This is a genomic window from Egbenema bharatensis FJBBOT/2019 (assembly GCF_048077055.1).
Classification (GTDB): Bacteria; Cyanobacteriota; Cyanobacteriia; order Elainellales; family Elainellaceae; genus Egbenema; species Egbenema bharatensis.
The window spans coordinates 7,185,049-7,196,782 of the sequence record NZ_CP182236.1; the positions used below are offsets into that span (position 1 = coordinate 7,185,049).

The window sequence follows — 11,734 nt, forward strand, 5'->3', positions numbered from 1 at the left end:
GACTCCTCCTTCCTTTGCTCTCTTCTCTCCTGACTCCTCACTCCTCACTCCTCACTCCTCACTCCTCACTCCTCACTCCTCCAAATTCTCGATCGCCACAGGTTCTACCTCGTCCGCTAACTCAAACCCAAACACCCTGGAGTAGAAGTAAATCTCTCCGTCTAACGTGCGTTTGATGTTTTCGGCTTTGCGGAAGCCGTGTTGTTCGCCTTCGTACAGTACATAGGCAACGGGGAGTCCCTTGGCTCTTAAGGCATCCACCATCAGTTCAGCCTGGTTGGGGGGAACGATCTTGTCTTCATTGCCCTGGAAGAAGATCACCGGACAGGAAAGTTGGTCAATGTGATGAATGGGGGCGCGTTCTTTGTAGAGTTGGATTTCTTCGGGATATTTGCCGATCAGTCCATCCAGGTAGCGAGACTCAAACTTGTGGGTATCTCGCACTAAGGCTTCTAGATCGCTCACCCCATAAAAACTGGCTCCTGCCTTAAAGGTATCCCGGAAGGTTAAGGCCGCCAGAGTAGTGTAGCCGCCCGCACTGCCCCCGTCGATACACAGCCGATCGCCATCTACCAGCCCTTTCTCCGCCAGATACTTAGCTCCGTTGGCGCAGTCATTTACATCCACAATGCCCCAGTTGTCCTTCAGCCGTTCGCGGTACTCCCGCCCGTAGCCCGTGCTGCCCCCATAGTTGACATCCAGGATGGCAAAGCCGCGACTCGTCCAATATTGAATCCCAGGATTGAAAGCAGCAGAGGTGGCTGCCGTGGGGCCGCCGTGACTTTTAACGAGGAGGGGGGGACGTTCACTGTCTGGAGCCGCGTAATCTCGATTTTTGGGTGGGTAAAAGAATCCGTAGGCGGTCAGTCCCTCTTCCGTCGGGAACTCAATCACCTCTGGTTCAGACAGATAGCCTGCATCCACATCTAACTGACTCGATCGCCGCAGTTCATCAACCTGCCCCGTTTGCAGATCCAGACGGACGATCGCGCTCGGCTGAGTTGCTGATCCACCCAGGAACGCTGCATAGCCCTCACCCACCCGTAAACCGCCCAGGCTGGTGTAGGGAATTCCAATCTCGGTTAGCTCCAGCGTTTGCGTATTCAGCCGTGCCAGATGAGCAATGCCGTCTTCGCTATAGGTGCAGATCAGTGAGGTCGATGATTCAAACCCATAGGTGGTCATACCAAACACCCAGAGGGGCAAGCCAAACTCCGCCGATTTCTCACACAATGGTTCAACCTGTCCCCCCCGCCAGCGATACAAGTTCCACCAACCCGTGCGATCGCCAACGAAATACAGCACCCCATCCGGCGACCATTCCGGCTGAAAGATCGATTCAGTTTCACCACCCGCAATGCATTGAGATTCACCCAGCGAACCGTCTGCCTTAACTTCCGCGACCCACAATTCCGTCCCATCCCAGGGCATATTCGGATGATTCCAGCTAATCCAGGCAAGCTGAGTTCCATCGGGGCTGAGGCGAGGCACCGCATAGAAATCACTGCCAGACACCAGCACTGTGCCACCGTTTGTAGCGTCTAAATCCACCGAGACGATCGTATTTTCGGGTTCATGTTCATCGACCGTATAGTCTTCCCGCACGCAAATCAGCCGCTTTCGTGGCGCATCCAGCACCGCATCGGCGTAGCGCAAATCCACCCCTTCGGGAGTCAGGGGAACGGGAGCTTCACTGATCGTCTGCCGATACAATCGCTGATCGGCAAAATTAGAAAAATAAACCGTACCGCCTTCAACGATATAAGCCCCACCGCCATACTCATGCACCCGCGTTCGCACATTGTAGGATTGCTCAGCAGTGACATCGGTGATTTGCCCATCGGGCGATCGTCGCACCACCACATTTCGTCCACCTTCCGTGGGTCGGCCTTCACTCCAGTAAATATCAGCTCCATCTAAACGAATTTCTCCCAGCCGTAAACTACCCGCCACAATCAGGTCAGAGGTGATGGGAGATTTCCAGGAGCCATAGGGTGCAATTTGGGGAGTTGTCATTGATTCCAATCCAGCGATCGACTAACGTTGCAAACTCTTTCTAGTCTGAGCATAGAAGCAAAATGGGGCATGACTCAATGGAGGGAATCAGGTAAGCGGATTCTGGACTTTCACGTTTAGTGGGTTGGTATAGGGCATACTAAATCAGTTGCTTCAAACTAGCGTATAAAGCAGGTAAATCAGATTGGATTGTTTCCCAAATGATTGACAAATCCACCTGAAAATATTCATGTACGGTGATATTTCGCATTCCTCTCATCTGACGCCAAGGAATCTGCGGATAAAGCTGTAGCCTCTGGCAACAAACTCGCAGCAGCTTCTCCAATCACGGCCAAGCTATAGAGAGTTGCCTTAATAGTGCGTTGATCTTGACAAAATTCTTCAAAACTCAGCTCAGTAACCATCTGCTGAATTTCCTCAATCTCAGTCAAAATATCCTGCAAGCGTTCTTGAAAACCTCTAGAAGGCACGAACCGCCTCCTTTAACACGGCATCTCTAAGAGTCGGACGTAAAGACTGGGGCGTACCTAAATCAACAGAACAATTTAAAATCTCTTCCAGATACTCCTTTAGCTCAATAAAGGCGAATAAGCCTACGGGTTTCTCAAACTCCACTAGCAAATCGACATCACTTTCAGCATGGGCTTCATCCCGGGCCACAGAACCAAACAGTAAAAGCGTCTTAACCGCAAACTTTTTAAGCTGCTCTTGATGATTCGCCAAGGTCTGTATGACTGCCTGCTGACTTAACACCTTTTTCTCCTAAACAAGAATTTGGAAGCTCTATTGATTAAACTCAAGCAAACCGATCGCCCCACGTCAAGAGAACCTTAGACAGGATACAGTCCTCATTCAAACAATTAGCCTGTCAGCCTCAAAACGTCTTTTGGATCTTTCGCGCTGAGTTTCGATGATGCGATCGCCCGCTTTGTCTCATTCAGCAATCTCATTCAGCGATCGTGATGAGACGAATACACCTCAAGCCATTGCTAGTGCAATCGTGCGGGTCGTTGGGAGTGCGGCATTTTATTATTAAGTTTAGTGGTTTAGACAGTGAATTAGCCCAATCCTAACAGCGATCGGGTTCCCTGCATTGAGTTCGTACACTCGTGACTTTGCCAAAGCATAGAATCAATGAAGAAGCTTGAAATATCAGATCTGGTTGGCTGCCAAGATCTTTAGTTTGTAGGGGGAATTTTTGTATGGTGGCATCCAAGCGACCCGTTGAACTTCAGAATCATCCTCAAACTCATCCTCAGAAATATCCTCTGATCCATTCTCTGGAAGATTGGCTGGAGAATCCGCCAGAGCGGACGGAGTGGGTGGATGAGTCACTAGTCGAGAAAAATGGGATGACGCTGAAACATAGTCGGGTTCAATCTAAGCTGGCACGGTGCTGGGGAAATTACAAAGAGTCTAATGGTTCCGGGGGAGAAGTCTATACGGAGGCTCCCTGCCGCACCCAAAAACAGGGTCGATCGCCGGATGTGGCATACTTGACTCCCGAACTTGTTGCCCAGTACGGAGATGGCAAAGTCCTGCCCCAGAGTTTTCCCCTGACGGCTGAGATTGTGTCGCCAACGGATTTAGCCGAAGACCTGCTTGCCAAAGCCCTGGAATATCTGGAGTCAGGTGGTGAAGAAGTCTGGCTGGTTTATCCCGAAGTGCGTTGGATTATGGTGATCACAGCCGACTCTCGCCAGATCTTTGTTGCAGAGGATGAGGTCAAAACGCGATCGGTTTTGCACGGGTTCAGGATTGGGGTGGATGAGTTGTTGGGGTGAGGTTATGCCTTGGTGGATTGGGCGGGCAGGATGCCCACCCCACAAGAGGTATGGCTTGTCGTTTGAATTTTCAAGATTTTTTGGCAGGCAAGATGCCTGCGCTACAACACTTACTCCTCACTCCTCACCCTAAGCCGCTCTTAACTTCGATCGATCGACTCCGTGGAGAATGGGCGGTGGTGAAGCTTCAGAGGTGGCCTTCATTAAGCGGGGAATGTCGTGACTGTTGTAGACGCGGAATTCGCTGGCGACGGTGGCGCTGGCGGTTCGTACAGCTTGATTCAGAACCAGGGAACCATCTGGGTCAGACACCGATCGATGGAATGTGCCAGGGGGAATGCGGAGGATCGCCCCGTTGGCTTCTAAGCGGACAATATGAAAGGGCTGTGCCCAGGAAAAATTAACTAAGTAGAAGGTTCGTCCTCCCGTCAGAGCCAATAGGTTATCTTCTTGGTTAGGGTGGAGATAAAATTGCCAATAACCTTCAGGGCTATTATTTGGACTGGTGGCTGGCCCATCATGGGAAACCAGATCACGGGCATTTGAGTTGGGAATCGTAATATCGAAAAACCGAACGCTAGGAGTATCTCTAAACTTCTCGTAAGGAATTAGTTCAAACATGACAGCAGAGAGGTAGATGGGACAACAAAATGGGTCAGCCATTGGTCAGTGAATCGATCGTCGTGTGTTTCAATCCCTTAACCAATGTCCAACCAACTTAACGCTGGGTGTTTGATTGAATCAAAACAGATTGCGATTTGTATCTATTTCAAAATCGAATCGATCGACTAGATGAACATTTTTCATTTGCAGGTTTTGCTGACGGTTGTGGAGTGCAAAAACTTCTCGACGGCTGCCCTGAAGCTCGACATTTCCCAGGCGGCAGTCAGTCGGGCGATCGCTGCCCTGGAGGATGAACTGGGGGTGACACTCCTGGCACGGGGGCGATTTGGGGCATACCCTACCTTGATTGGGGAGCGAGTAATAACTCACGCTCAACGAATTTTGCAGGTGCGGGAGGACATGGAGGATGAAATTAATCACGCGAAAGGATTAGAAGGGGGACGGGTGCGGATTGCCTCCTTTCGCAGTGCCGCCACTCACCTGCTGCCTCCCCTGATTGCCCGCTTCAGCCATCGCTTCCCCAATGTGGAGGTGTCCCTGGTGGAGGATGACCCGACGGGTGTGGAACAAGCCTTACGCGAGGGCAAAGTGGATATTGGGCTGGTTCCCCTGCCCCGATCGTCTGAGGATCTGGAAACCTGGGAGATTGCCAGGGATGAATTTGTGGTGTTGCTGCCTCAGTCGGCGATCGTGCCAGAAACCCTAACCTGGGAGGAATTATCTGCCTACTCGTTTATTTTGCTGAACTACGGGGAATGTACTTCGGTGGTGCAGAGTCACTGGGAGAAGTGGGGACAGTCCTTTAAGGTCGCCTACGAAATCAAAGAAGATTCCACGATCGTCAGTATGGTGGCGCAGGGATTAGGGGCGGCCATTCTGCCTCGACTCGCTGCTATGCCCATTCCCGAAGGTGTACAGGTGCGATCGATGCCGGTTCCGCTGGAGCGCAGTATTGGGGCCGCAGTGATGGCGACGGTGCTGCATCCGCCAACGGTGTTTACGTTTTTGGACTTGCTACGGGGAACGGGGATATTTGCAAAAACGGCTTAGATTGAGGAAAATCTGCAATGAAGGTCTTATGAGTTAATAGCTTGTCAGTGTTAGACGGGACTGAGTCGTGAGCTGTTTTGCCGTGTCGATTCACAACCCCACCCGATACACACCAACCGGAAAACAATCAAAGAGAAGGGAAACAGGAACGATCGCCTGCTACAATCCCACCATGTTTGACAATGTTTGCAAGTTTCTTGCCGAGAATTTTTCTGCTGACATCAGCACTTGGCTGCTGGGAGAATCGATCGAACTCACTGAATTAAGCCCATCTGAACTCTCCCTGGAACCCATTCGAGCAGATGCTCTAATTTTGCAGCAGTCCGAACAAGTCGTACTGCATATTGAATTTCAAACAGAGCCAAGACCAGATATACCCTTTAGAATGGCAGATTACCGTTTGCGAGTTTATCGACGTTTTCCTCAAAAGCGGATGCAACAAGTAGTAATTTATCTGCAACCAAGCCGTTCACAACGGGTGCAACAAAATGTTTTTGTTTTAGAACGGACTCGTCATGAGTTTGATGTCATTCGGTTGTGGGAACAGCCAACAGAAATTTTTTTGCAATCTCCAGGACTCATGCCTTTTGCTGTGCTGAGTCAAACTAGCGATCGTCTTGAGACTTTGCAGCAAGTAGCTCAAGCTATCTCGCAGTTTTCAGATCTGCGTTTGCAAAGCAACATTACAGCATCAACAGCTATCCTGGCTGGGCTACTATTGGAAAAAGCGTTAATCCACCGAATTTTGCGGAGAGACCTTATGCAAGAATCCATCATCTATCAAGATATTTTGCAAACAGGAGAACTCTCTCTAATTTTGCGGCAGTTGAATCGTCGAGTAGGCACAGTTCCGCAAGAGGTGCAACTGCAAATCCAGGCTCTGCCATTAGTTCAACTGGAGGCGTTGGGAGAAGCCCTGCTCGATTTTTCCAGCATTTCAGATTTGATCCATTGGTTGCAGCAACAGCCCACTGATTAACCAAACCCGATCGCCTCTAAAATTTCATCAAAAAGTATTGGGATACGCTTGATCTCTCCAAACGTATCCCTTATGCTATTGCGATGCTGGTTGTTTCGACGAGAAGGAGCCAGTTCAACCCATCCGGCTTAAGGTGAGGTGTGACGCTGATTAGGGAAGTATCCAGCGACCCTAACCAGCTAACCTGACTCTCTGCGTTATCAGAGAGCTAGGCTGTGCTGATTGTAGATCATGTATTGAAGATCAGTTGCCTCGCTGTTTTAGTAAGGAGTCTGGGGGATTGTTCCTGGAACATACTCCCCACACCTTAAGCTTTTCTTCCCTTACGCCATTTCCAGCGAGGAACTAAATATGTCTTCAGAGTTCAACGAACGGTTGCCCGTCGTGCCAGACGAGCGGGCCCAACTTTGGATTATCGGTACGCGGGATCAGGTGATTTTCACCATGAATGAGCTATACGTCCGGCGAGTTGCCACCGATCGCGTCCAGTTCACCCCAATCATTCCCGCTCCCTTTGCCACTGGAAAATACATGACCGTTCTGGTGCGTTAAAGTGCGTTAAAGAACGATCGATTTCCGTAGCGCAGGCATCTTGCCTGCCTGCCAGTGAACGATCCATCCCAGTAAACGATCCATCCAGTAAACGATTCACTATGCAAATGCAATAGGATACACCCCTATGTCAGTGCCATTCACGCATAATTGGTTGACGTGGCTCGAATCACCGAACCCAGGTCAGGGGCAAACTCAACCGTGTAGTTGGGCGAAGTCCCCGTCACGCCTTCCAGACGAGTCATTGCAGTGCGATCGGGTTTGCGAGGGGCAAAGGCAGAATCCGCCTGAACCAACAAATAGCTGCCGTTGAGCGACAGACTTTTGACCGAAACAGAGTTCGTTTTATTCCCATTTAATGCAGTCAGGAAAGAAGCATTCGTCACCGTTCCCGTCAAAGGATCGAGCTTTGCCAGAATCGCAACTTTCCCGCCACCGCCACCTCCCGGACTGTAATCAGAATAGCTGCGGAGCCAACCATTTTGGGCAAAGCGGCGGAAATCCTGGGCGGGTGTTCCCTGCGTTCCAGTAGACGTAAAGGCAGCATAGAGCAGTCCCGTGTTGTTATCCCACAGTAAATGAGTTCCCCGGCTATCATCGTTGGTGATTTCATAATCATCCCGATACCAGTTCAGTCTGTCATTCGTAAAACTGGCCACCCAGGGGTCTTGATTGCCGATATCGTTTCCGGTAGACACCTGATTGTAGCCCGTGTAAATCGTCGTGTTACCCGATGTCATCTGAGTCGTAGCCCGACTTTGAATTTGAGCTTCCGTCGGTGCATCATCATCCACAATGGTCAGGAACGCTTTGGATTGACCCAGAGTTGCACCATTGGTGGGATTACTCAAGCTTAAGCGCAAAACTTCTGACCCTTCAAACAGGGCATCTTGCAGAATCGGCACGGTAAAAGTCTTGCTGGTTTCCCCTGCATTGAAGGTCAGGACTCCGCTAGCGGCACGGTAATCCTGTCCGGCTTTTGCCGTGTTGTCACTGGTGCTGTAACCCACGGTAACACTTCCAGTACTCCCTCCAGTGCGTGTTACGGTAATTGTCGCCAGTCCCCCCCCTTCGCTGACTCGATAGGAAGAATGGCTGAAGGATAGCGTACCGATTCCAGGGGTAGGGCTGGGTATTGGGCTGGGGGATGGATTAGGGCTGGGTATTGAACTGGGTATTGGGCTGGGAGATAGATTAGGACTGGGTATCGGCGCAGGATTCAGTCCCGTTGACATCAGATCCGCCCGACTCAGACGAACGTTTTGCAGAATGGCCAGATAGTTTCCGGTGGACTGATCTTGGAGCAGCGTATGACCGGACTGCTGACCTTTACCTGCAATTACATTCAGTTGATCAAACGACAGTCCAGCCAGTTGAATGGAGTCTTCTCCTCGCTTAAAGTCTGTAATCACCGTCGTATCCGCCAGCTTACGGCTCCCCCACTGCCGACTTAAAACAAACACATCCTGCCCGGCTCCTCCCGTCAGCCGATTTTTCCCTTTCCCTCCCAATAGGATGTCATTCCCCAATCCGCCGACCAGCGTATCATTCCCCTGACCGCCAACCAGCCGATCGTCCCCGCTATTGCCCACCAGCCGATCGTTGCCACTGCCGCCATTGAGCGTATCACCGCCCGCTCCCCCCACCAGGGTGTCATTTCCTGTATTGCCAAACAATCGATCGTTTCCAGCACGTCCGTAGAGCTTGTCATTTCCCCCTTTGCCACGAATGATGTCATTGCCCTCTCGTCCGCGCAGCACATTATTAGCGCGATCGCCCACCAGGGTCAGTCCAGGGGTGCTCTGACTGCGAAAGCGAGGTAAACCGCTGCCCATACCAGCAGGGTGACTTGGAGGAGAAATTGGATCTAATAATCCAGTTCCTGATGAATGGAATGCGATCGAGTTCAGGTTGAGATTTTGAGAAGAATGCGAATTAGGGTCTGAAGTGAACATGACTACCTCAAACAAAGAATAAATATTATCGATGAACACTCAGCCGAATCTATTTCAGCACAAACGAGCGATCGCTTCAGGAAACAAAAGGCGATCGAATTGGCAATCCGTAACTCAGTGTTTCAGGACAGACTCTGGTTGATTAGCTGGAACTGTGATCAGTTCTAGTTGGTAAATGATGGACTGATGGCGATCGTTGTCAAGCAACAGATGGGGATAAAGGGCAGACTCTTCAGCGAGACAATGAATTTACAACCTGTTATCCCAACGCTGCTTTACCAACGAGATGCTCACAGCACAAACCCTGTTTCGTACCGTCTCTGTTTTAAACAGAAAAAAGGATGGATGCCCTCAGAGGTTTTGCGGAGGACATCCTCAAAGTTTTTGTTAATTTCTCAGAAAAATTACGTCCTGCTCAGAAAAATGCCCCTGCATTCAGGACAATTCATCCAAGACATTGAATCTGCCAGGCAAGATCAGTAGATCACAAACCTGGTTTAGATCCCCCCTAGCCCCCCTTGAAAAGGGGGAACCGTTCGCGGAGCGTGTGCGTAGCACAAACCGAAGAGGGTTGAAGTCCCCCTTTTTAAGGGGAATTTAGGGGGATCAACCCCAGGGTTCACTGTGAAACGAACCCATTTTAGATCTACTGAGTCTGTCAGTTTTTTGTGCCACTCCAATGTCGGCTGCGGTTCCCCAATTACCCGCAGATGAATTCGCGGGCTTTCCTATCTCACAGCAATTCTCAACGCAATCACGAGATTTCTAATGAGACGGCACTGGATTTCGTTCCCGCTCCTTGTTCGCAATCCACTCTGCAAGTTGCACCACTTTATTGGGGTGCACAGTTCGCCAACCTGCTTGCTCTAGCTGAGACGGGGTCGCAGTAGTCACGATCTCGTAGCGGGGACAATAAATGACCACCATGCTGTTGTTACTCATCGTCACGTAGCACGAACCCCAGTCCAATCCTTTACACTCTACCCGTTGTCCTTCTTGCCAAGTCATGGAACCTACCTTCAATCCTCTTATTCAACTGTAGATGCAACACCACAGTTAAACGTCCTACTTCTATGTCAACCGATTGGGTGACGCTTTACTCAGACTTTATATTAAAGCTGCCCTATCCAGTATTCCCGTGCAGGGGGACAAGTATTTCAAAAGAATGCTTAAGAAAAACCAAAAAACATTACGTCGATTCAGGTCGCGCAGAAGGGAGTCTCACCCCCATAATAGAAAAGAAACGCTTTACATTCCTTCATTATGGCGAGAGACTTACGGGAATTTTTGAATTTGCTGGAGCAACGGGGTCAGTTGCAGCGGATTAAGGCTTTGGTAGATTCTGATCTGGAGATTGCCGAAATTTCCAATCGGATGCTGCAACAGGGTGGCCCGGCTCTGCTGTTTGAAAATGTCAAGGGATCGCCCCACTCGATCGCCATTAACGTCATGGGAACCGTAGAGCGGATCTGCTGGGCCATGAACATGGAGCAACCCCAGGAGTTGGAAGATCTGGGCAAAAAACTGGCGATGCTTCAGCAGCCAAAACCACCGAAGAAAGTGGCCCAGGCGATCGATTTTGGTAAAGTTCTTTTTGATGTGGTGAAGGCAAAACCCGGTCGAGATTTCTTTCCGCCCTGCCATCAGGTTGTCGTTGAAGGAGAAGACCTGGACTTAAACCAGATCCCAATGATTCGCCCCTACTGCGGCGATGCAGGGAAGATTATTACCCTGGGACTGGTGATCACCAGGGATTGTGAAACCGGAACACCCAATGTGGGGGTCTATCGCCTCCAGCTTCAGTCCCAAAACACCATGACCGTCCACTGGCTCTCGGTGCGGGGTGGGGCACGGCATTTGCGGAAGGCAGCCGAGCAGGGCAAAAAGCTGGAAGTGGCGATCGCTTTAGGAGTAGATCCGCTGATCATCATGGCCGCAGCGACTCCCATCCCGGTAGACCTATCAGAATGGCTGTTTGCAGGACTGTATGGCGGTTCTGGGGTGAAGCTGGCGAAATGTAAAACGGTCGATCTGGAAGTGCCGGCCGACTCAGAGTTTGTCCTGGAGGGAACGATTACTCCGGGTGAAGTGTTGCCCGATGGCCCCTTTGGCGATCACATGGGCTACTACGGCGGCGTAGAGGATTCCCCCCTGATCCGCTTCCACTGCATGACCCACCGCAAGGATCCAATCTACCTCACGACCTTCAGCGGTCGTCCTCCTAAGGAAGAAGCCATGATGGCGATCGCCCTCAACCGCATTTACACGCCCATCCTGCGGCAGCAAGTCTCGGAAATTACCGATTTCTTTTTGCCGATGGAGGCCCTTAGCTACAAAGCGGCCGTGATTTCCATTGACAAAGCCTATCCGGGACAGGCCAGACGGGCGGCTCTGGCCTTCTGGAGTGCCCTACCGCAGTTCACCTACACCAAGTTTGTGATTGTGGTAGACAAATCCATCAACATCCGCGATCCCCGTCAGGTAGTCTGGGCCATTACCTCCAAAGTGGATCCGGTTCGGGATGTGTTTATTCTGCCAGAAACGCCCTTCGACACCCTGGATTTCGCCAGCGAAAAGATTGGTTTAGGGGGACGCATGGGGATTGATGCCACCACGAAAATGCCACCGGAAACCGATCATCCTTGGGGCGATCCGCTGGAATCTGACCCAGATGTGGCGGCAATGGTCGATCGGCGGTGGGCAGAGTATGGATTAGCAGATCTGAAGTTGGGTGAGGTCGATCCGAATTTGTTCGGGTATGAAATGTGAGGTTT

The 11,734-nt window shown here is 50.8% G+C and carries 12 protein-coding genes; 5 read left to right on the top strand and 7 right to left on the bottom strand.

What is annotated here, in order from left to right; translation table 11 throughout:
• Window positions 1-72: 72 nt before the first annotated feature.
• From ACM1PF_RS33410 to ACM1PF_RS33425, 4 genes are all read right to left on the bottom strand, one after another.
• The gene (locus tag ACM1PF_RS33410; RefSeq protein WP_416670778.1) at window positions 73-2,016 is read right to left on the bottom strand and encodes a S9 family peptidase; all 1,944 of its coding nucleotides are present in this window, start codon (window positions 2,014-2,016) and stop codon (window positions 73-75) included.
• Window positions 2,017-2,155: 139 nt separating this feature from the next.
• Window positions 2,156-2,275 (bottom strand): HepT-like ribonuclease domain-containing protein, encoded by a 120-nt coding sequence (locus ACM1PF_RS33415; protein WP_416670781.1) that lies wholly within the window; start codon window positions 2,273-2,275, stop codon window positions 2,156-2,158.
• The gene (locus ACM1PF_RS33420) at window positions 2,244-2,486 is read right to left on the bottom strand and encodes a HepT-like ribonuclease domain-containing protein (protein ID WP_416670784.1); all 243 of its coding nucleotides are present in this window, start codon (window positions 2,484-2,486) and stop codon (window positions 2,244-2,246) included. Before ACM1PF_RS33420 ends, ACM1PF_RS33415 begins: the two co-directional genes overlap by 32 nt.
• Window positions 2,476-2,769 carry a nucleotidyltransferase family protein gene (locus ACM1PF_RS33425; protein WP_416670785.1) on the bottom strand — a complete coding sequence of 98 codons (294 nt, stop codon included), beginning with the start codon at window positions 2,767-2,769 and terminating at the stop codon, window positions 2,476-2,478. Before ACM1PF_RS33425 ends, ACM1PF_RS33420 begins: the two co-directional genes overlap by 11 nt.
• Window positions 2,770-3,218: 449 nt before the next feature.
• Between ACM1PF_RS33425 and ACM1PF_RS33430 the strand changes: the two genes are divergently transcribed.
• Complete coding sequence (locus ACM1PF_RS33430; RefSeq protein WP_416670786.1) at window positions 3,219-3,800, top strand: Uma2 family endonuclease; 582 nt, start codon at window positions 3,219-3,221, stop codon at window positions 3,798-3,800.
• Window positions 3,801-3,929: 129 nt separating this feature from the next.
• On the opposite strand, the gene ACM1PF_RS33435 is transcribed toward ACM1PF_RS33430, so the two are convergent.
• Complete coding sequence (locus ACM1PF_RS33435) at window positions 3,930-4,421, bottom strand: redox protein (RefSeq protein ID WP_416670788.1); 492 nt, start codon at window positions 4,419-4,421, stop codon at window positions 3,930-3,932.
• Between the two features lie 171 nt (window positions 4,422-4,592).
• On the opposite strand from ACM1PF_RS33435, the gene ACM1PF_RS33440 reads away from it, so the two are divergent.
• From ACM1PF_RS33440 to ACM1PF_RS33450, 3 genes are all read left to right on the top strand, one after another.
• The gene (locus ACM1PF_RS33440; RefSeq protein WP_416670791.1) at window positions 4,593-5,474 is read left to right on the top strand and encodes a LysR family transcriptional regulator; all 882 of its coding nucleotides are present in this window, start codon (window positions 4,593-4,595) and stop codon (window positions 5,472-5,474) included.
• Between the two features lie 172 nt (window positions 5,475-5,646).
• On the top strand, window positions 5,647-6,453 hold the full coding sequence (locus ACM1PF_RS33445) for an Rpn family recombination-promoting nuclease/putative transposase (RefSeq protein ID WP_416676920.1): 807 nt from the start codon (window positions 5,647-5,649) through the stop codon (window positions 6,451-6,453).
• Window positions 6,454-6,804: 351 nt separating this feature from the next.
• Window positions 6,805-7,005: a hypothetical protein gene (locus ACM1PF_RS33450; protein ID WP_416670793.1), complete on the top strand. Its 201-nt coding sequence runs from the start codon at window positions 6,805-6,807 to the stop codon at window positions 7,003-7,005.
• Between the two features lie 140 nt (window positions 7,006-7,145).
• Here ACM1PF_RS33450 and ACM1PF_RS33455 read toward each other — a convergent pair whose 3' ends face one another.
• Window positions 7,146-8,960: a Calx-beta domain-containing protein gene (locus ACM1PF_RS33455; protein ID WP_416670795.1), complete on the bottom strand. Its 1,815-nt coding sequence runs from the start codon at window positions 8,958-8,960 to the stop codon at window positions 7,146-7,148.
• 765 nt (window positions 8,961-9,725) lie between these two features.
• Window positions 9,726-9,968, bottom strand: a complete 243-nt coding sequence (locus tag ACM1PF_RS33460; protein ID WP_416670797.1) for a hypothetical protein — start codon at window positions 9,966-9,968, stop codon at window positions 9,726-9,728.
• A 255-nt stretch (window positions 9,969-10,223) separates the two neighbouring features.
• Between ACM1PF_RS33460 and ACM1PF_RS33465 the strand changes: the two genes are divergently transcribed.
• On the top strand, window positions 10,224-11,729 hold the full coding sequence (locus ACM1PF_RS33465; protein ID WP_416670798.1) for a UbiD family decarboxylase: 1,506 nt from the start codon (window positions 10,224-10,226) through the stop codon (window positions 11,727-11,729).
• Window positions 11,730-11,734: the final 5 nt, after the last annotated feature.

Coding starts and splice junctions, on each gene's coding strand:
- ACM1PF_RS33455 (WP_416670795.1), bottom strand. CDS start 8,960: ATGTTCACTTCAGACCCTAATTCGCATTCTTCTCAAAATCTCAACCTG.
- ACM1PF_RS33430 (WP_416670786.1), top strand. CDS start 3,219: ATGGTGGCATCCAAGCGACCCGTTGAACTTCAGAATCATCCTCAAACT.
- ACM1PF_RS33445 (WP_416676920.1), top strand. CDS start 5,647: ATGTTTGACAATGTTTGCAAGTTTCTTGCCGAGAATTTTTCTGCTGAC.
- ACM1PF_RS33450 (WP_416670793.1), top strand. CDS start 6,805: ATGTCTTCAGAGTTCAACGAACGGTTGCCCGTCGTGCCAGACGAGCGG.
- ACM1PF_RS33415 (WP_416670781.1), bottom strand. CDS start 2,275: ATGAGAGGAATGCGAAATATCACCGTACATGAATATTTTCAGGTGGAT.
- ACM1PF_RS33435 (WP_416670788.1), bottom strand. CDS start 4,421: ATGTTTGAACTAATTCCTTACGAGAAGTTTAGAGATACTCCTAGCGTT.
- ACM1PF_RS33460 (WP_416670797.1), bottom strand. CDS start 9,968: ATGACTTGGCAAGAAGGACAACGGGTAGAGTGTAAAGGATTGGACTGG.
- ACM1PF_RS33465 (WP_416670798.1), top strand. CDS start 10,224: ATGGCGAGAGACTTACGGGAATTTTTGAATTTGCTGGAGCAACGGGGT.
- ACM1PF_RS33440 (WP_416670791.1), top strand. CDS start 4,593: ATGAACATTTTTCATTTGCAGGTTTTGCTGACGGTTGTGGAGTGCAAA.
- ACM1PF_RS33410 (WP_416670778.1), bottom strand. CDS start 2,016: ATGACAACTCCCCAAATTGCACCCTATGGCTCCTGGAAATCTCCCATC.